Below are 17,284 nucleotides of genomic sequence, written 5' to 3' on the forward strand. Positions count from 1 at the left end.
CCCTTTACTCTTCAGGTTCGGCACGCCCCAAGGCCCACGCGGACCTCGGGACGCATACGCTTACTTAACGACGGTCAATCCCAAAACGCGCCATGCTTGCATACCGCCGCGATAATAATTGATCTTCTCTGCTGGGTATCCGGCCTCGATCATACGACGGATGGCTGTCGGCGATTGCCCACACCAATTGCCGTTACAATACAGCGCCACAACTTTGGCTTCGGAGCAATCAAACCCGTCAAAATCTATTTCGCATCCAAGTTCATCCAGACGATCGGCTGCTTCGGTATAGGGGATATTCACAGCCCCCGGTATGGCACCGCTGGTGTACCATTTCGCCACACGGCTATCGATGACGACGGCGTCTGGATCTTGAAGCAGGTCAAGCATTTCAAGTTCCCCAATTGTCGTCACACCCGGGGCTGGCGACATTGGCTGAATACAAAAGTTTGGACAGGACCGGGACGTTTTGGCCCACTCACCTGTGATCTGGTTTTCCGTATCCTGAATGCGTTTGATGTCCACAGGACCAGTTTCTGTTTGCACGGTCACTGACGCGATATCCCGTCGAATATTGACCTCATCCGCACACACCGGGGCGGCCGCGAACGCAGCCAAAATCATTGACGTAACTAACTTCATTCTAACATCTCCTAATTGCCTAAATTTCGCCTAGGGGCGTAAGGCATTGTATTGCATCACCAAATCGGAAATTGGTTTAAAATATTTACTTTCGGTTGCGGACCCCGATGTCAGAAGCTTTGCCGCACGGGTCGCATCTTGGGCATATGACATTTTCGCCTCGTTCAAAGCATCGGCTTGGATCGCTTTCACCTTGAAAGCGCCGACGCGGATACGCCCCGCGCTCTTGTCTGTATTGGCCCGCACAAAGGCCGTGGTGTTTCGCGACACACGCGTCAACGCGACCTCGGCTTCCCAGTATCCTGCATTGCTGCCCAAAATTTTGCTACCGCTGCGATAGACCTGAGAAAAGCAATCAGACTGATACAACACAGGCGCGGTCACGCAGCTCTGAAACCCCTCGTCCATCACACCCACAACGCGCGCGGTCTGTGACGGGCTAAGTCCCAAGCCCTCAGCGCCCTGCGCAGACACGGTGCCTGCGGCCACACACGAGACAAGGACAAGTGCCGCAGCATATGTTTTGCGCATCTCCATTACCGTAAAACATGTACGGCACATTGTGCATGACGCACAACACGGGATGCCGTAGAGCCCAAGAAGTAGTCGCTGAGATCAGGCCGATGTGACGCCATGACAATGCAATCAACATCGTTTTCATCAGCCCAATCCAAGATCGTACGGCCGGAATGCCCAGACACCACCACAACCTTGACGTCCGCCGCCTGCCCGAGGCTGGCCTCAAGGTCGGCTTGCATTTCCTGACGCGCCAACTCCAGATGCCCATGCGGTAAATGCGTGCCGATATAGTCAGGAATGGATTCGACCACAGTCAATGCCGTGATGCGCGCGCGCTCCGCAGAGAGTCTGCGCGCGATTTCAATGGCCTGATCCGTATTCGGATCATGGTCTGTGGCGATTGGAACCAAAATATTGTTGTACATGGCGTAAATCCTTTCGTGACATCCGTCAGCGTATGACGTGCACCGCACACTTAGCATGCCGCACAACCTGCGACGCCGTGCTGCCCAAAAAGTAATCCTGCATACCCGGACGATGCGACGCGATCACAACACAATCGACATCATGTTCTTCGGCCCAGTCAAGAATAGTGCGCCCCGAGTGCCCATCGACCACCACACTGTTGGCCTTTTCAAAGCCGCTGGTCATCTCTGCCAACGCGACCAGAATGGCCTTTTGGGCATCATCGTGAAACCCGTCTGGAATATACTGTACGGCATAGCGGGGAATTTGCTCCATCACATGAAACAATGTGACTTTACCGCCAGTGGCAACCAGTTTTTTGGCGACATCAATCGCGGCCTCTGCATTTCGGTCATCATCAAATGACACCGGCACTAGGATATGTGAGTACATTTTTCTCTCCTGCAACGATCATATAAATCTAGGCCTGAATATACCGTCAGGCTTTGACACAGGTCACGTCATCTCAATCAAAGGCCGCAACCACATCGTACATCACCGGCTCGAAGCTGCGACACAACAGATTGATCTTGCGATTACGTTCCCGCATCTCCGTGGTGCGCAGCATTGCTTGGAAATCTTGCCGGCTTTCCCACTGTGAGTAGTTGGCGATCCGCGTTTGTGCATCGTTGACATGCAGCCCCGCCGCAATGAAACCGGGCTGCTTTGAGATAAAGGTCTCATAGGCCTCCTGTAGTGCTTCCATAAGGTCTTCGCACGTACCTGGTGTCATCTCAAAGGTTGTAATCACGGTTTGAGCGGTCGAGTCTTTTGTAATTTGGGGCATGGCAATCTCCTCGTTACCCTCAGCTTAGACCAGCATCTATAAATCTGGCCAGTGGCTTTTGTCAGAATGAGCAGGTTCGGACAAAATTGGCCGCTCGTAGGCTCCTGCGTCATTAACCAATAATTTACCAACTTGGCCAATACCTTGAGCAGAGGTCTCTGAAATGCGCCTTGTGATCATTCTCTTGTGTTTGCCCGCGTGGGCCGCTGCTGGACCTTGGCTTCGCGCGCCGGAAACGCACTTTTTGTCCATATCAACAGAAATGGACCCCATGGTGGTGCCCGCAAACCCATATACGGCGGTGTATTATGAATATGGGCTTAGCCCCAAGGTGACGCTTGGGTTTGACGGAGGATTGGATGCCAATGGCGTCGGCAAGGCGTTGGTGTTCGCCAGAACATCGCTTGGTGCCAGTCGCGGCCCTCACAGACTGTCGGCCGAATTTGCATTTGGCGCGATCAGTGACGGTCAGGACATCTCTCCGGTGGTACGCCCCGGCGTGTCTTGGGGACGTGGATTTTCCCTTGGGCAACAGAGCGGTTGGTGGGCGCTGGATGCCACTTATGCTTACCGCCCCAAAGACAATTCACACTGGCCCAAGGTCGAGGGCACAATTGGCTGGGCCGCCCACGATCGCGTGAAACTGTTGATGCAAGCCACAGCAGAATCGCCAAATGGAAACGCGGTTATTGTGTCCTGGACACCGAGTGTGGCGCTCCGCCTGTCAAAACAGACACATCTGGTGTTTGGCGCCGTAATCTACAATCGCCTTCCAAACACACTTAAGATCGGAATTTGGCAAGAATTTTGATCGTGCCAGCACACGAATTGAAATCCGCGTAAATCTGCGTCATACTTGCGGACAGGCAAACGACATTCGGGCTGACGTGAATACACGCAGGGCGATGTGAAAAGATCGAGACAGAACATGAAAACCTTCCTAAGCGCGGCCCTGATTGCCGCTGTATTGGTCCCCGTGATCCCCAGTTTTTCAGAGGCTGGAATTATGTCCAATGCCTGTATGCGATCAGATCGTAAGGCCCGATCGCGAAAGATGTGCAATTGTTTGCAACAGGTTGCGAACCAAGACCTGTCTCGCCGCGATCAGAAACTGGCCGCCAGTTTTTTCAAGGACCCCCACAAAGCGCAGGAAATTCGGCAATCTGACCGCGCAAGCCATGAAAAGTTCTGGAAAAAATACAAACAGTTTGGCGGAACGTTTGCCGCAAGCTGTGGGCACCTGAACTAGAGTTCATCACGGGCAAACGCGACAATCTCAGACACCAGACAATCCAGCGTGTCGGTCCATGGCACGTCTTTGGGCAGATGCTCTGCCAAAAGCGACAGTTCGGTACAGGCAATCAACAGGTGATCACACTGCTCTGCCAGCAACATCCGCGCAAGCCGTTCAAGTTCTGCCAATTGGCCATCTTGAGCCCCGCGCTTAAGTTTCTGGATCAAGGCCAACACCGGATCATCTTGGGCTAGATACACCGGCGTCACGCCATTGCGCCGAAAGGCAGCATCAAACACGCCGACGCGACGGACCGCTGGCGAGGCCAGCATCCCAACCTTGCGCACATCACATTTGGCCAGATGTGCAGCCGTCAGGTCCACCATATTCAATACCTCAAGAGGACTGCTTTGCGCCACCAAGTGCGCATAATGATGGGCGGTGTTACATGGCATCGCCAGTGCCTTGGCACCTGCATGTTCCAAATCTTGCGCCATTTGGATCAAGACAGGTGCCGGATCACCCCCGTCCCCATGGATCAAGGCCGCAATGCGGCTTGGGACTTGGGGGTTTTGATGCACAATCAGCGGAACATGATCCGAGTCATCCTTGGCCTCAATCGCAGCCATACATTTTTGCATGAGCAGGATGGTGGCCTCTGGCCCCATCCCGCCTAGAATGCCGACGGGTCTCATTTTGGCACGTCAAAACAATGTGTATATCCGGTCAACCCAATTGCCCCGCCGGTGTGCAGGAACACAACCTTTTCGCCCTTTTTGAAGTGACCCTTGCGGATCAAGTCAATGAGCCCTGCCCCCCCTTTACCCGAATAGACCGGATCAAGAAGAATGGCCTCGGTTTTGGCAAATATATCAATCGCCTCAAGGGTGCTGTCAGCCGGCACGCCATACCCCGGCCCGACATAATCAGTGTTGGCCACAACATCATCGCGGGACACAACGTTTGGACACCCCAGCTTTTCGGCTGTTTTGACCGCCAAATTGAAAACGTTTTCTTCTTGTTTGGCTTTGGGAGCCCGCACACCAATCCCGAGCAACGGAATTTGCGCATTCATCGCCTTAAGTCCTGTGACAAGCCCCGCCTGCGTCCCGGCGCTGCCGGTCGCGTGCACGATGTGATCCACGTTCAACCCCATATCGACAAACTGGGCCAGCATTTCAAAGGCACAATTCACATATCCCAATGCGCCCGTTGCATTCGATCCACCACCGGGAATGGTATAGGCGTTGCGCCCTTGCGCGCGCATTTGATCTGCGACGGCTTCCATCTCGGCATTCATGTCCAAGTCGGGACCGCGATGCTCGATCGATGCGCCATGCAGAACATCCAACAGAACGTTGCCGTTATGTTTATAGTTTTCATAGTTATAGCCGGTCCGATCTTCCAACAAGATATGACAATCCATCCCAAGCTTGGCCGCTGCTGCAGCCGTTTGTCGGGCGTGGTTAGATTGGGTTGCACCTTGGGTCAGCACCATGTCAGCCCCTTGGGCAACGGCTTCGGCCATCAAGAATTCAAGTTTGCGCGTTTTGTTACCGCCGGTACTCAGCCCTGTGCAATCATCACGTTTGATCCAAATGTCTGGACCTCCCAACATCTTTGTCAGATTGGGCATGAATTCCAATGGGGTGGAAAGATGCGCTAGGCGCACGCGAGGAAATTTTGCGAGATTCATGTGATTATCCTTGTCCGTTTACAGCGCGCTTAAGTGGCGCGCAAAATTTTTCCAGCCGAATTTCGGCGCTCCGTGCGTGGCCTTCCATGCCTTCATGCCGCGAGATACTCGCGCTGACGCGCGCGAGGTCAGGCAAGGCGCGGGGCTCGACCCTTTGCCAAGTGACGGTCTTTAGAAACTTGTGAACCGAAAGGCCGCCAGTATACCGTGCTGCCCCCGACGTTGGCAGCACATGATTGGGGCCTGATGCCTTGTCCCCAAAAGGCACGGTGGTTTCCGCACCCAAGAACAACGATCCATACGACCGCAACCGGCATCGCCACCAATCAAGATCATTGGCCTGAATGTGAAGGTGTTCGGGGCCATACTCATCTGCCACCTGCGCCATCTCTTCGCGCGTGTCACACAAAATGATTTCGCCCAATGTATCCCACGCCTGACGCGCGTTGGATTTGTTCGGTTCTTGCAGTTCAGCAATACAAAACTCGACGCATTCCAAGACGGAGTCCGCCAGCTGAGGGCAATCCGTCACCAACCAGACCGGAGAATTGAACCCATGCTCGGCCTGTCCGACCAGATCCCACGCCACCAACTCAGGATCAGCGAAGCGATCCGCGACAACCATTGAATCCGTCGGCCCTGCAAACATGTCGATACCAACATTGCCAAAAAGCTGGCGTTTGGCTTCAGCGACAAATTGATTGCCCGGCCCAACCAGAATATCTGCCGGAATAGCCCCGAACATACCCCCTGCCATCGCGGCAACCCCCTGAACGCCGCCCAGCGCCAGAGCGCGATCCGCACCAGCAACCCCCATGGCAAACAAAATCGCCGGGGGTATTCCAACGCCTTTGCGCGGCGGTGAACAGGCCGTGATATCATGCACGCCAGCGACACGTGCTGTTGTGATCGTCATCAACGCACTCGCGATGTGGCTATAGCGTCCGCCCGGCACATAACATCCAGCAGCCTCTAGCGGGATGAGCCGTTGACCTGCGATCAACCCCGGGCGCACCTCGGTTTCAAATTCTGAAATACTTGCCAATTGCGCGCGTGCGAAATTTTGGATATTTTCGTGGGCATAGTGAATGTCATCCTGAAGCGATGTCGGCACCGCATCGGCGGCCTGTTCCATGGCATCGCGGCCCACAAGAATATCCCCGCGCCAATCGTCCAATTCTCTCGCATAGTTCTTGACCACAGGCTCTCCACCCGCTTTGATCCGTGCAAGCATGATCTGGACAAGATCGCCAACATCTGCCGATCCTGTCGGCAGCGCTCCGTGGGATGACTTAAGATATTTACGTGTCATTCAGGACATCCTTTTGCGGTCGCACTTGAGAACGGAACTTGACGCCTACGGTCCATAAATTCACAAAAGGCAAATCTATTGGAGAGACGCGATGTTGATGAAGGGTGTGACCCTGAAGGGTCTGGAAGTCTTTGAAGCCTTGGCCGCCTCGGGGTCGGTGGCGCAAGCCGCGGAAATTACGGGCCTTTCGCAACCCGCTGTGAGCCAGCAAATTCGAAATCTGGAAACCGCACTTGGCACCAACCTTGTCGACCACGGGAAACGCCCGATGCAGGTCACTTCTGCTGGCCGAAGCTTTTTGGTGCGCGCAGCCTCGGTTCTGTCCGAATTGCGTCTGGCGCAATCCGAATTGACGGTGATGGACCTGACGCATCTGAGTACGCTTAACATGGGGATCATTGACGATTTTGATAATGATCTGACGCCGCGGCTTGTCACCATATTGGCCGAGAGTCTGACCCGCTGTCGGTTCAAACTGATCACAGCTCCCAGTCACGAAATTTCGGCTGCAATGAAAGATCGGCATCTGCACATTGGCGTGGCGGCCAGTACCGGAGAAATGTTGAACGGCGTCACGGAATACCCGCTTGTCCGAGATCCGTTTATCGTCGTCACTCCGCGCGGAAAGGTCGCCACACAGACACCGGCTCTGGACACGTTGCAAGGATTTCCGCTGCTCAGATACGAGCGCAAACAGCTTATCAGCCGCCAAATTGAATCCCACCTTGCACGCCAAAAGCTGGATTTTCCCGCAAGGTTCGAAATTGGCAGCCACCTGTCGTTGATGGCCTTGGTCGCACGTGGCATTGGTTGGGCCGTCACCACGCCACTTGGATACATGCGCGCCACGCGCTTTCATGACCAAATTGATGTCCATCCGCTGCCCTTTAGCCCGTTCAGCCGAAACATCTCTTTGTTTGCCGGAGCCGATTGGGCTGACCGCGTGCCGCGTGATGTGGCGCAAACTATGCGCAGATTGGTACAGGCCCAAATCATCGATCCGGCGTTGCGGAATTTGCCTTGGCTCGAAAAAGACTTTCGCGTCCTTACAGAGTAATCCCCGTTTCTCCCCATGCATCGCGCGTGACATCAAGATGTCTCCAATCGGATATCAAAGGCTTGGCGAATTTTGTGATCGGCCGATGGCTCCAGATATCCGGGGTCTGGCTTGGCCAACATGTCTTTCACACGCAAGTTGGCTTGCGCCCAAGCATCCAGCCCGCCTTTTTCCGACCATGTCACCGGCGGATCGCGGTCCGCCAAGGTTGGATAATAGAAATCACGCTCCATCGCGCCCAACGTTTGGGCCTCTCCAAGAAAATGCCCCTGCCCCAATACGGCCTGAACAATGGCATCATATCCCAACGTGTCTTGCGACACCTCAATACCGCGCAGACTGCGGTAGATATGCGCGAGCATGTCGTTGTCCAAAAGGAACGCCTCGAACGATGCACCTAACAACGACGCAGTCATGCCCGAGCTTTCATAGACCAGATTGCCGCCTGCCAACCCTGCCGCCAACGCCGAGATGCCTTTTTCCATACCGTATTGCGCATCCAGAGCCTTGGCATCGGTCATTGATGACGCGACCCCGCTGACCAGACCCAGCCAATTTGACAACTGGGCTGATGCGGCGTTGAGAACACTGATTTCACCGCCCCCCCCGCAAAACGACCCTGTGCGTAAATCCACAACCAAGGGCCAATTGGAAAAAACCATCGGATAGCCGGGGGCGTACACATGCACCATCACCAAGGAGGCCAATGTCTCGGCCAAGGATTGCGCCAGAAACCCCGCCAGTGTGGCGGGTGCGGTGGCACCAGATTGTGCCGCAGTGATGCAGCTGATCGGCACATGATGCCGGATGCACTCAAGCGCGACATCCACCGCATCTTGGCCATAGCGCATTGGAGAAATCACAGGTGAGATATGCGCTTTGATCCACGGGTTTCGGGCAAAGCTGCCAGCGCCATCGGCCATGTCGACCATCTTGAGAATGGGCGCAACATGTTCTGCCAACGTAAATGCCGTCGCAACAGGTTTTGTGGTGCCTTTCATAAGCGCAAAAACCGTGTTTACATCCAACATCCACGCATCTGGCATATCGGTGGCCACGCAACAGCGGGTGAACCAACTGACATTGTCCAGCCCATCCTGAAGGCGCGTAAAATCATACAGATCACGCAATGTGGCGGGACGGTAATCCGCTGTTTCGATATCGAGAACCTGAACAGCAGCGCCCCCAGTTCCAAAATGTACGCGCGCGCCCCCCACCAAGATCGACCGCGCAGGATCGCGCCCATGCAACGTGAATTCTGTTGGGGCAGAGGCAATGGCCGCCTCAACCAGCGTCACAGGAATTTGGACGCGCCCGCCATGTTCCCGTGCCCCGTGAGACACCAGTTGCGCACGCAAGCCATCTGGCACCTCACCCATTCCCAAGTCATCCAACAGCCGCAAGGCGGTGTGATAGATATCTTGGCAGTCTTTCTCGCTCAGCGGTTGATACGCCCCCCCGATGGCCCCTGAAGGGCATGGGTTATGCACTGGTGCCACAGCGCGTTGAGCCTTTTTCCGGCTACGGCCGGATCGCCGCGAGGAAGAGAGAGGCAGATCGTTCATTGGGTATCCTGAGCAAATGCGCCCCTCACATCACGCAATCCTCTCTGTTGGAGCAAGACTCGTTTTTCGGTTTCAAAAACTGAAATCCACAGTTTCCATTTTTCCAAATTTGCAGCCAGCCTATTGCTCGATTGCAAGGCTTTCGGACAAAAATGACCCCACAGATTTACAAAAAGGGAAACAGCATGAGATCTACTGCGCGCGTTGTTGTCATCGGAGGCGGTATTGCCGGCTGTTCGACTTTGTACCATCTGACCCAAGAAGGATGGTCCGATGTGGTTCTGGTCGAACGCAACGAGCTGACCAGTGGCACAACTTGGCACTCTGCAGCGCAGGTCACCAACTTTGGCATGAACCAGACCATGCTAGGCCTCAAATCACACTCGATCAAACTCTATCAAGAGCTTGCAGCAGACCCTGACTACCCTGTTGGATACCACTACGGCGATGGCGGAATCCGTCTTGCCAATACACACGCCCAAATGGACGGGTATCGTCATTTTGTCAGCCAAGCCGCAGGCATGGGGATCGACTTTGAGGTGATCGATGCGGAAGAATGCGCACGGCGACACCCCTTGATCTCGACCGACAATCTGGTCGGCGGCCTTTGGGATCCGCATGACGGGGACATCGACCCCGCTCAGTTATGCCAAGCCCTCGCGCGCCGCGCGCGTCTTGCAGGCGCTGCTGTGTATCGCAACACCGCCGTCACCGCCCTTACTCAGCACGCGGATGACAGCTGGACAGTGCATACAGAAAACGGCGACATTGAGTGTGACATCATCGTGAATGCCTGTGGGTATCGCGTCAACGAAGTCGGGGCCATGATGGGGGTCCATCATCCGGTGATGTCCATGGAGCACCAGTATTTCCTGACAGAGGATATCCCTGAAATCAGCCAATCCAAAACACGCATGCCTTTGCTACGCTGCCCAATTTCAGACTATTATTGCCGACAGGAAAAAAATGGCTTGCTGGTCGGCTTCTATGAACAAGCCTGTAAAACATGGGGCATGGACGGAATTGATCCAAATTTCGTCAATGCGCTGTGTCCGGACGATCTGGATCGGGTGATGGATGTTCTCGAGGGGGCATTCGCGCGTATGCCTGCCCTGCAAAACACGGGCATTCGCGCCGTCGTCAATGGCCCCATCACCTATACCATTGATGGCGCGCCGCTGGTGGGGCCAATTCCCAACACGCGAAATGCGTTTTGCATTATCGGGCTGCGCGCGGGTCTTGGCGAAGGTGGCGGGCATGGGTGGTTGCTGGCGCAACAAATTGTGCACGGTGAAGCCTGCTATGACACGTGGTGTTTGGACCCACGCCGTTTTACCGGCCATGCAAATGTCGAGCTGACCGCGCTCAAGGCAATTGAGGACTATCAAAACGAATTTCGCTTTCATCTGCCCCACGAGCATCGCCCGGCAGGACGCTTTGCAAAGACCACCCCCCTGACACCGATCATGCAGGCCGAAAATGCCGTGTTCACACCGATCAATGGCTGGGAACGTGTAGACTATTTCAAACCCTCCCCAAATTTTCACGAAACCCATAGTTACCGCTTCAACGAAACCTTTGATGTCGTCGCCCAAGAGGTTGCCGCCTTACAGACCAACGTCGGCCTGAGCGAAGTCAACGGGTTCAACCGCATCGAAATTTCCGGCGATGGCGCGCATGACTGGCTTGAGACCCTGTTTTGCGGGCGCATCCAGCGCAAGACTGGACGGGTTGGCTTGGGTTACTTGCTCAATTCACATGGCTGCATCAAAGCCGAAGCCACTCTGGCCAACCTGCCTGACGGACGTATCTGGTATGGATCAGCCGCCGCATCGGAATTTCATGATCTGGATTGGTTGCGCAGCCACGCCCCCGGCAACATCACGATCAAAAGCCTGACCAACGACATGACAATCTTGGTGCTGGCAGGGCCCAAAGCCCGCGCCGTGCTGTCTGATATCTCGCGCGAAGACTGGTCCGCGACCGCCTTTCCATGGCTCAGCGTGCGAAACGCCTATATCGGCATCGCCCCTGCCACCGTCATGGCCGTGAGCTTTTCCGGTGAGCTTGCCTATGAACTTCACATTCCCAATGCGTCGCTCTTTGCCGCCTATCGCGCGGTGCGTGCCGCGGGCAAAGCGCACGGCCTGAGCCTGTTTGGCGCACGCGCCATCGAGTCGATGCGGCTGGAAAAGGGGTATCGGCATTGGAAATCTGACTTAATCACCGAATTTGATCCCTTTGAATCGAGCCTGGACCGATTTGTGGACATGGGCAAACCAGAGTTCGTAGGGAAGGATGCGCTAATGAAACGTCAGGCGGCCCCGTCTTCAAAAACCTTTGTCACCCTTGTTCTAAATACAGACGAGGCCCCTGCTCAACCCGGTGCCTCTGTGCGCTCGAACGCGGGAATCATTGGCACGGTCACATCCGCAGACTGGGGGCACCGCGTGCACGAGAACCTTGCGATGGCCTTTGTCGACATCACAGACGGCCCGATCTATGTCGACATCTTGGGTCGGCAAGTGGCGGCAAAAGTTGTAGATCCCGTACGGTATGACCCCAAGGGCGCACACCTGCGCACGTGATCCGCACACGACGGGTGGTACAGTACCTACCTAGACCGCACGTTTGGCGATGGTGCCGCTGTGGATCGCCGCCACCAACCCGTCGGCACAGACCTCAAGCAAGGTCAACACGCCATCAAAGTCGCGTGTGTAATAGGGGTCTGGCACATGCGAGACGTCTTGATCGGGCCCAAAATCTGTCATCAACACGACGGATGTCGTATTCCCGCGCGGGCGCAGGTCTTCAATGTCCGTGACATTGGCATCATCCATCGCAACGATCAGGTCAAAGCGGTCAAAATCAACTGGCGTAATCTGGCGGGCACGTAAATCCGACAGATTGAACCCGCGCGCCAAAGCCGCCTGCTGCATCGGGCCATACGGGGGCTCGCCCACGTGCCATGCACTTGTTCCGGCGCTGTCAGTATCGATATCCGGCGCTTTGGTGCGAAACACGCCCTCGGCCGACGGTGACCGGCAAATGTTTCCCAGACAGACGAACAATACATTCATGCCACGCCACCTTGGGCAGACACCGCCGCAGCCAACCCTGTCAGAAACATGTCGGTTTCGTCGGCAAATTCAACCGGCACGCCTTGCGTTTTCAACGCATCCCCAAGTGCGCTTGCCCCGCGCCCCTGCCCGATCACAACCACCTGTTGCCCCAGCCAATACGGGCGTGCGGCCGTCAATTCAGCCCCCAACAAAGCCCCCCACATATCCGAGGACTGCGTGGCTTTGGCAAGATGCGCGGCAAGACGCTCGGGCCGCGACATGGCATCAGAAAGTGCGGCCAAGAACCGATCTTGATCCCATTGATCCGCCACACTCAGCGCCGCAGCAAGCGTGCCTGTGACAAATCGTTGAAAACTGATGACCTCTCCGGCGCTGACATGCGCCCAGACCGTGCTGTCACGTACCACACAGATCACGCCATCCCAATTGGCATTTTCAGAGGCGTAGCCCGCGATGCATGCTTCGGCCCCAGCGCTGTGGTCACCATCCCATTCAAATGGCGACATCTGCCATCCCCCCGCATCACCGCGGATCAACGCATCGGGCACCGCAGCACACGGCAACGATCTGGCCGCAACCGTCGTACTTCCGACCATCACGATCGGGTCATCTGCAGTCTCGACCTCTTGGCGCGATGGCATCTGCCACATCCGCACGCTGCGGCCTTGTTTGTCTGCTGCGATCCAGTTGGTCATCCGATGTCTCCTTCTTGTCCCGTTTTGCCAATCTCGGGACCTGCGTCAACACTCTCTTGCCCTGCCGCGCCGCAGTTGTCACGATAGGTGCATCTCTGAGGATATAGAAAAGGCCCACCCCCATGCAAAACGAAAAAATCGTGATCTTAACGGGTGCCGGAATTTCAGCAGAAAGCGGCCTTGGGACGTTTCGCGACGAAGGGGGGCTTTGGGCACAGCACCGTATCGAAGACGTCGCCACCCCCGAAGGGTTTCACCGCGATCCAGATCTGGTGCATGCGTTTTATAATGCCCGTCGCCAACAATCCGCCGCGGCCACCCCCAATGCGGCGCACATCGCCTTGGCACGTCTTGAAAAAGAGCACGCCGGCGAGGTGTTGATTATCACCCAGAATGTCGACGGATTGCATGAAAAGGCGGGGTCCAAAAACGTTCTGCATATGCACGGACGCTTGGACGGGGCGTTATGTGCCACTTGTGATCATCGATGGACCGCACCGCCCGAAATGCGCACATCTGACACCTGCCCCAATTGCAGCGCCCCCACGACGCGCCCCGACATCGTGTGGTTCGGTGAAATGCCCTATGACATGGACGAAATTTGGCAACATCTTGAGGGTGCGGACCTATTTGCAGCCATCGGAACTTCTGGCGAGGTCTATCCCGCGGCCGCATTTGTCCAAGACGCCAAGGCCAGCGGAGCCCACACAATTGAGTTGAACCTTGCCCCGTCGTCACGGGTGTCGGATTTTGCCGAAACCTGTTTTGGCCCAGCAACCGAAATTGTCCCTCTGTGGGTGACACAAGAACTGGCCCGCTGACCCCATACGAAACGCAAACAGGCCGGGCACTGGCCCGACCTGTAGTTGGCTATGATGCCTCAGCAACTCTCAAGAACATACGTTCTTAGTTGCTGGCGCCTTTGTTCATGGTGCCATGGTTCATGTGCTTCATGCCATGCGCAGGCTTGCGCTCGAGGTCTACGGGAACGTCGATTGTGATCTCTCCGGCTTTTTCAAATACCAAAGTCACCGGCACAACATCCCCGTGGCTCAGGGACTGTGTCAGACCCATAAACATCACGTGGTCACCACCACGCATCAACATGTGTTTGCCGCCTGCCGGAATAGCGAAGCCTTCGGGAACATGCAGCATCTGCATGACGCCATCGGATGTTTCTTTGTGCGTATGCAGTTCAACCCGCTTAGACACGTCGGAACGTGCATCAATTAATTGATCGGCTTCGTCGCCGGTGTTTTCGATGACCATAAAGGCCGCACCTGACTTAGAGCTCTTGGCGGACACACGTGCATACGGGTCATCGACGGAAATCACCGACTCGGCAAAGGCTGGAACGGCAAGGCAAACGGCGGCAGCAGCCGCGAAAGAAAATGATTTGAAAGACATGTGTCTCTCCTGTGTTGTAAGGATCAAGATCGTGAGGGGAGTGGTGTTGCGTAAGAAACTTACACAACAACAGGCGGGTCACGCGCCGAGGCCGTTACCGGTCGAATCACCCGGCAAGAAACCTCATAGGCATCTCCGATCCTTTGCCCACGACCTTCGGACAGGGCGGCAACCACAGGGACAGTGGCCACAGCATCCATCAATGAAAGACTGAACTCGGGACAAATATGGGACGGACCAGTGGGATTGCCGTCGGCATCTACGGGGATCATCACCGGGCCAGTGCCGGTGCAAAGCTCCATATAGCCGGACGCAGTCGGCATCCCGCGCGCAATTGCCATGCTGTGACTGGTCAAACCCAGCACAGACACCAACAGAATCGCAATATAGGTACGCAACCTGATCATAGCGCAGATATAGGCATTCCAGCGCGGGAATGTATAGCGCAAAAGGAAAAGCCCCAGCTGAAAATCAGCTAGGGCTTATTCACTGTCCGATCGTCAAAACTTAGGCGCTTACGGCCAAAGCTTTTGCAATCTCTTTTTTAACTTTCAGCGCGTTATCTGACAGCTCGTCATCTTTGGCTTTCGCCATGAAGCCGTCAAGACCACCACGGTGGTCGACTGTACGCAGGGCAGCCGCAGAGATACGGAACTTGACGCCGCGACCCAGTGCTTCAGACTGCAGGGTTACATCGTTCAGGTTCGGCAGAAACCGGCGGCGGGTTCTGTTTTTGGCATGGCTGACATTGTTGCCAGTCATCGGGCCTTTTCCGGTCAGTTCGCAACGGCGCGACATGGGTTCATCCTCGTTTTGTGTTCACGGGAGATCGGCCCCCGTCAATGCAAAGGGGCACCGACTGGCAGTACCCTGAATTTCGTCTGGCGTCATTAGGCCGTATTTCAGGGGGCGTCAAGTGATTCAGGCAAAAGCTTTGGGGCAAGCTTGCGAATTTTGCAATCTGGCCCTGATTGTCGCCCAAAGCCCGTCCATACGCGCCAAAGGCGCGCCTAATCCGCCCTGATGTTCAAGACCGCCAGCACCTGATCTGCAGCAGCGGCGGGTGTGATTTCGCCCTTGGCGACAGAGGTTTCCAGCCGATCTAGGGCTGCGCGTGCGTCTCCCTGCTCCAAAAGCGCCAGAACGCCCTGTCGGACCTCTTCGTGGAACCAATACTGGGCCTGTTGGGTGCGACGCCCGGCCCAATGCCCAGTTTCGCGTCGCCACTCTATCAAGGTCTGCATATCCTGCCACGCGGTCTCGAGGCCATTTTCCTGCAATGCCGACACTGTCATTGCCTTGGGATATCCCTGCGGGTCTTGAGGTCGCTTGCGTAACAAACGCAATGCCCCAGAATAATCTGCACAGGTGCGCATCGCGGCGGACTTGAGATCGCCGTCTGCTTTGTTCACCAGAATGATATCGGCCATTTCCATGATGCCGCGCTTGACGCCTTGCAATTCATCGCCACCGGCAGGCGCCAGCAACAATAAGAACAGGTCGGACATTTCCGCCACAACCGTTTCCGATTGCCCGACACCCACGGTTTCGATCAGCACCACATCAAACCCTGCGGCTTCGCACAAGGCAACCGCTTCTCTGGTGCGGCGTGCCACGCCCCCCAGATGGGTCTGGCTTGGGGATGGACGGATATAGGCATTTGGGTCGCGCGACAGACGATCCATGCGGGTCTTATCCCCCAGAATGGACCCGCCAGACCGTGCAGAACTTGGATCGACGGCAAGCACAGCCACCCGCAACCCCTGCGCGGTCAGCATCATGCCAAAGCTTTCGATAAAGGTCGACTTGCCCACCCCAGGCGTCCCAGAAAGACCGATACGCAAGGCCTGTTTGCCCGCACCGCGCAACGTCTCCAACAAATGACTAGCTTGATGACGGTGGTCTTCGCGGGCGCTTTCGACCAACGTAATCGCTCTTGCCAGCGCCCGTCGGTCCTGTTTCAATATCTTGTCACGCAGTTGTGCGATGTCCATTGATGTATCCGTTTTTTTCCGCGCGCCAGAGCGCCTTTTATCTGGGGTAATTACATGCCTTGTCCGCCACTTGCTTGTCCAGACCAGAGAGCTCGCAAATCACATTTTCCTGTGCGCGCGCTTCGATGCGCCGCAGTGCTGGTCGGGATGATGTTGACCACGCCGGCCCTTGCCCAAGACACCACACAGCTGTGGTCGGTGCACGCTTTGGGGGTCAAGGTCGGTGAACTGCGTGTGTCATTTTCCCAAAATGGCACGCACTACGACGGCAGCGGATTGTTTCAAACCACCGGCATGGTCAGGCTGTTGGCGCGCATCAAATTCGACGTGACATCGCAAGGCCGCATCACCACCACAGGGTATCAACCCAGCCAATACAAAGGTCACATTGATACGGGCAAGCGCGTCTCAAAGACCGAGCTGGCGTTCGCGGAGGGCACCGTACAAAAGGTTTCGGGGTCGCGCCCCGAGAGTGTCCCAATCCCTGCGCAAGCCTTGCGGGGCGTGATCGACCCGATGACGATGATGTGGCAAAGCCTGAGAGACCGGCAAGACACAGACCTGTGCACCCTTGATGGCACTCAATATGACGGCACGCGCGTCGCAGCCATCCGTATGGCCACACGCCAACAGGACGGCGCGGATGTCACATGCATCGGCACCTATGATCGTCTGGCTGGATATACCGCACAGGAGCTTGCGGAGATGTCGACATCTCCGGTCTCGGTCACCTATCAGAAATCCGGCGATCTGTGGCGTGCCATCAAGGTCAAGGTCACGACCCGCCACGGCACAGCGACGTTGCATCGTCGCGACTAGGCCGCATAC

General features: G+C 55.9%; 21 protein-coding genes. 6 read left to right on the top strand and 15 right to left on the bottom strand.

Annotated elements, in window-relative coordinates; translation table 11 throughout:
• Positions 1-60: 60 nt before the first annotated feature.
• The 5 genes from FAP39_RS04645 to FAP39_RS04665 form a co-directional block, all read right to left on the bottom strand.
• A complete protein-coding gene (locus FAP39_RS04645) occupies positions 61-642 on the bottom strand; it encodes a rhodanese-like domain-containing protein (RefSeq protein WP_138015216.1) in 582 nt (193 codons plus the stop codon).
• A 30-nt stretch (positions 643-672) separates the two neighbouring features.
• Positions 673-1,173, bottom strand: a complete 501-nt coding sequence (locus tag FAP39_RS04650; RefSeq protein WP_138015217.1) for a hypothetical protein — start codon at positions 1,171-1,173, stop codon at positions 673-675.
• Between the two features lie 5 nt (positions 1,174-1,178).
• Positions 1,179-1,586, bottom strand: a complete 408-nt coding sequence (locus tag FAP39_RS04655) for a universal stress protein (RefSeq protein ID WP_138015218.1) — start codon at positions 1,584-1,586, stop codon at positions 1,179-1,181.
• Between the two features lie 25 nt (positions 1,587-1,611).
• Positions 1,612-2,019 (bottom strand): universal stress protein, encoded by a 408-nt coding sequence (locus FAP39_RS04660; RefSeq protein ID WP_138015219.1) that lies wholly within the window; start codon positions 2,017-2,019, stop codon positions 1,612-1,614.
• Between the two features lie 73 nt (positions 2,020-2,092).
• On the bottom strand, positions 2,093-2,413 hold the full coding sequence (locus FAP39_RS04665; RefSeq protein WP_138015220.1) for an antibiotic biosynthesis monooxygenase family protein: 321 nt from the start codon (positions 2,411-2,413) through the stop codon (positions 2,093-2,095).
• Between the two features lie 163 nt (positions 2,414-2,576).
• On the opposite strand from FAP39_RS04665, the gene FAP39_RS04670 reads away from it, so the two are divergent.
• On the top strand, positions 2,577-3,224 hold the full coding sequence (locus FAP39_RS04670) for a hypothetical protein (protein WP_138015221.1): 648 nt from the start codon (positions 2,577-2,579) through the stop codon (positions 3,222-3,224).
• A gap of 117 nt (positions 3,225-3,341) precedes the next feature.
• A complete protein-coding gene (locus FAP39_RS04675) occupies positions 3,342-3,662 on the top strand; it encodes a hypothetical protein (protein WP_138015222.1) in 321 nt (106 codons plus the stop codon).
• Here FAP39_RS04675 and cuyB read toward each other — a convergent pair.
• The 3 genes from cuyB to hisD are packed head-to-tail and all read right to left on the bottom strand — an operon-like array spanning position 3,659 to position 6,655.
• On the bottom strand, positions 3,659-4,342 hold the full coding sequence (gene cuyB, locus FAP39_RS04680; RefSeq protein WP_138015223.1) for a cysteate racemase: 684 nt from the start codon (positions 4,340-4,342) through the stop codon (positions 3,659-3,661). The genes FAP39_RS04675 and cuyB overlap by 4 nt on opposite strands.
• The gene (cuyA, locus tag FAP39_RS04685) at positions 4,339-5,343 is read right to left on the bottom strand and encodes a D-cysteate sulfo-lyase (RefSeq protein ID WP_138015224.1); all 1,005 of its coding nucleotides are present in this window, start codon (positions 5,341-5,343) and stop codon (positions 4,339-4,341) included. The genes cuyB and cuyA overlap by 4 nt, the downstream gene beginning before the upstream one ends.
• Before the next feature lie 4 nt (positions 5,344-5,347).
• Positions 5,348-6,655, bottom strand: coding sequence for a histidinol dehydrogenase (gene hisD, locus FAP39_RS04690; RefSeq protein WP_138015225.1), 1,308 nt, complete (start codon positions 6,653-6,655; stop codon positions 5,348-5,350).
• A gap of 91 nt (positions 6,656-6,746) precedes the next feature.
• On the opposite strand from hisD, the gene FAP39_RS04695 reads away from it, so the two are divergent.
• Positions 6,747-7,712, top strand: a complete 966-nt coding sequence (locus FAP39_RS04695; RefSeq protein ID WP_138015226.1) for a LysR family transcriptional regulator — start codon at positions 6,747-6,749, stop codon at positions 7,710-7,712.
• A gap of 32 nt (positions 7,713-7,744) precedes the next feature.
• Here FAP39_RS04695 and FAP39_RS04700 read toward each other — a convergent pair whose 3' ends face one another.
• Positions 7,745-9,277: a trimethylamine methyltransferase family protein gene (locus FAP39_RS04700; RefSeq protein ID WP_138015227.1), complete on the bottom strand. Its 1,533-nt coding sequence runs from the start codon at positions 9,275-9,277 to the stop codon at positions 7,745-7,747.
• Between the two features lie 185 nt (positions 9,278-9,462).
• On the opposite strand from FAP39_RS04700, the gene FAP39_RS04705 reads away from it, so the two are divergent.
• Positions 9,463-11,865 carry an FAD-dependent oxidoreductase gene (locus tag FAP39_RS04705; protein WP_138015228.1) on the top strand — a complete coding sequence of 801 codons (2,403 nt, stop codon included), beginning with the start codon at positions 9,463-9,465 and terminating at the stop codon, positions 11,863-11,865.
• 30 nt (positions 11,866-11,895) lie between these two features.
• Here the strand turns inward: FAP39_RS04705 and FAP39_RS04710 are convergent, their stop codons facing one another.
• Both FAP39_RS04710 and FAP39_RS04715 read right to left on the bottom strand, forming a co-directional pair.
• Complete coding sequence (locus tag FAP39_RS04710) at positions 11,896-12,357, bottom strand: low molecular weight protein-tyrosine-phosphatase (RefSeq protein WP_138015229.1); 462 nt, start codon at positions 12,355-12,357, stop codon at positions 11,896-11,898.
• On the bottom strand, positions 12,354-13,055 hold the full coding sequence (locus FAP39_RS04715) for a 2-dehydro-3-deoxygalactonokinase (RefSeq protein WP_138015230.1): 702 nt from the start codon (positions 13,053-13,055) through the stop codon (positions 12,354-12,356). Before FAP39_RS04715 ends, FAP39_RS04710 begins: the two co-directional genes overlap by 4 nt.
• Before the next feature lie 122 nt (positions 13,056-13,177).
• Here FAP39_RS04715 and FAP39_RS04720 point away from each other — a divergent pair, with 122 nt between their 5' ends.
• On the top strand, positions 13,178-13,876 hold the full coding sequence (locus FAP39_RS04720; RefSeq protein WP_138015231.1) for an NAD-dependent deacylase: 699 nt from the start codon (positions 13,178-13,180) through the stop codon (positions 13,874-13,876).
• A gap of 85 nt (positions 13,877-13,961) precedes the next feature.
• Here FAP39_RS04720 and FAP39_RS04725 read toward each other — a convergent pair whose 3' ends face one another.
• The 4 genes from FAP39_RS04725 to meaB form a co-directional block, all read right to left on the bottom strand.
• The gene (locus FAP39_RS04725) at positions 13,962-14,462 is read right to left on the bottom strand and encodes a copper chaperone PCu(A)C (RefSeq protein WP_138015232.1); all 501 of its coding nucleotides are present in this window, start codon (positions 14,460-14,462) and stop codon (positions 13,962-13,964) included.
• A gap of 59 nt (positions 14,463-14,521) precedes the next feature.
• Positions 14,522-14,911 (bottom strand): hypothetical protein, encoded by a 390-nt coding sequence (locus FAP39_RS04730; RefSeq protein WP_212743401.1) that lies wholly within the window; start codon positions 14,909-14,911, stop codon positions 14,522-14,524.
• A gap of 58 nt (positions 14,912-14,969) precedes the next feature.
• Positions 14,970-15,260 (bottom strand): 50S ribosomal protein L28, encoded by a 291-nt coding sequence (gene rpmB / locus FAP39_RS04735; RefSeq protein WP_138015233.1) that lies wholly within the window; start codon positions 15,258-15,260, stop codon positions 14,970-14,972.
• A gap of 212 nt (positions 15,261-15,472) precedes the next feature.
• On the bottom strand, positions 15,473-16,456 hold the full coding sequence (gene meaB, locus FAP39_RS04740; protein WP_138015234.1) for a methylmalonyl Co-A mutase-associated GTPase MeaB: 984 nt from the start codon (positions 16,454-16,456) through the stop codon (positions 15,473-15,475).
• Between the two features lie 147 nt (positions 16,457-16,603).
• Here meaB and FAP39_RS04745 point away from each other — a divergent pair, with 147 nt between their 5' ends.
• Positions 16,604-17,275: a DUF3108 domain-containing protein gene (locus FAP39_RS04745; RefSeq protein ID WP_171006777.1), complete on the top strand. Its 672-nt coding sequence runs from the start codon at positions 16,604-16,606 to the stop codon at positions 17,273-17,275.
• The last annotated feature ends 9 nt before the right edge of the window (positions 17,276-17,284 follow it).

The organism is Shimia litoralis, from assembly GCF_005518135.1.
In the GTDB taxonomy this organism is placed as follows: domain Bacteria; phylum Pseudomonadota; class Alphaproteobacteria; order Rhodobacterales; family Rhodobacteraceae; genus Shimia_E; species Shimia_E litoralis.

Bases quoted from the DNA above. Each gene is read 5' to 3' on its own strand.
- hisD (WP_138015225.1), bottom strand. From the start codon at position 6,655: ATGACACGTAAATATCTTAAGTCATCCCACGGAGCGCTGCCGACAGGA.
- FAP39_RS04660 (WP_138015219.1), bottom strand. From the start codon at position 2,019: ATGTACTCACATATCCTAGTGCCGGTGTCATTTGATGATGACCGAAAT.
- FAP39_RS04710 (WP_138015229.1), bottom strand. From the start codon at position 12,357: ATGAATGTATTGTTCGTCTGTCTGGGAAACATTTGCCGGTCACCGTCG.
- rpmB (WP_138015233.1), bottom strand. From the start codon at position 15,260: ATGTCGCGCCGTTGCGAACTGACCGGAAAAGGCCCGATGACTGGCAAC.
- FAP39_RS04720 (WP_138015231.1), top strand. From the start codon at position 13,178: ATGCAAAACGAAAAAATCGTGATCTTAACGGGTGCCGGAATTTCAGCA.
- cuyA (WP_138015224.1), bottom strand. From the start codon at position 5,343: ATGAATCTCGCAAAATTTCCTCGCGTGCGCCTAGCGCATCTTTCCACC.
- FAP39_RS04695 (WP_138015226.1), top strand. From the start codon at position 6,747: ATGTTGATGAAGGGTGTGACCCTGAAGGGTCTGGAAGTCTTTGAAGCC.
- FAP39_RS04725 (WP_138015232.1), bottom strand. From the start codon at position 14,462: ATGTCTTTCAAATCATTTTCTTTCGCGGCTGCTGCCGCCGTTTGCCTT.
- FAP39_RS04675 (WP_138015222.1), top strand. From the start codon at position 3,342: ATGAAAACCTTCCTAAGCGCGGCCCTGATTGCCGCTGTATTGGTCCCC.
- FAP39_RS04700 (WP_138015227.1), bottom strand. From the start codon at position 9,277: ATGAACGATCTGCCTCTCTCTTCCTCGCGGCGATCCGGCCGTAGCCGG.
- FAP39_RS04650 (WP_138015217.1), bottom strand. From the start codon at position 1,173: ATGCGCAAAACATATGCTGCGGCACTTGTCCTTGTCTCGTGTGTGGCC.
- FAP39_RS04645 (WP_138015216.1), bottom strand. From the start codon at position 642: ATGAAGTTAGTTACGTCAATGATTTTGGCTGCGTTCGCGGCCGCCCCG.
- FAP39_RS04665 (WP_138015220.1), bottom strand. From the start codon at position 2,413: ATGCCCCAAATTACAAAAGACTCGACCGCTCAAACCGTGATTACAACC.
- FAP39_RS04745 (WP_171006777.1), top strand. From the start codon at position 16,604: ATGATGTTGACCACGCCGGCCCTTGCCCAAGACACCACACAGCTGTGG.
- FAP39_RS04655 (WP_138015218.1), bottom strand. From the start codon at position 1,586: ATGTACAACAATATTTTGGTTCCAATCGCCACAGACCATGATCCGAAT.
- FAP39_RS04670 (WP_138015221.1), top strand. From the start codon at position 2,577: ATGCGCCTTGTGATCATTCTCTTGTGTTTGCCCGCGTGGGCCGCTGCT.
- FAP39_RS04705 (WP_138015228.1), top strand. From the start codon at position 9,463: ATGAGATCTACTGCGCGCGTTGTTGTCATCGGAGGCGGTATTGCCGGC.
- FAP39_RS04715 (WP_138015230.1), bottom strand. From the start codon at position 13,055: ATGACCAACTGGATCGCAGCAGACAAACAAGGCCGCAGCGTGCGGATG.
- cuyB (WP_138015223.1), bottom strand. From the start codon at position 4,342: ATGAGACCCGTCGGCATTCTAGGCGGGATGGGGCCAGAGGCCACCATC.
- meaB (WP_138015234.1), bottom strand. From the start codon at position 16,456: ATGGACATCGCACAACTGCGTGACAAGATATTGAAACAGGACCGACGG.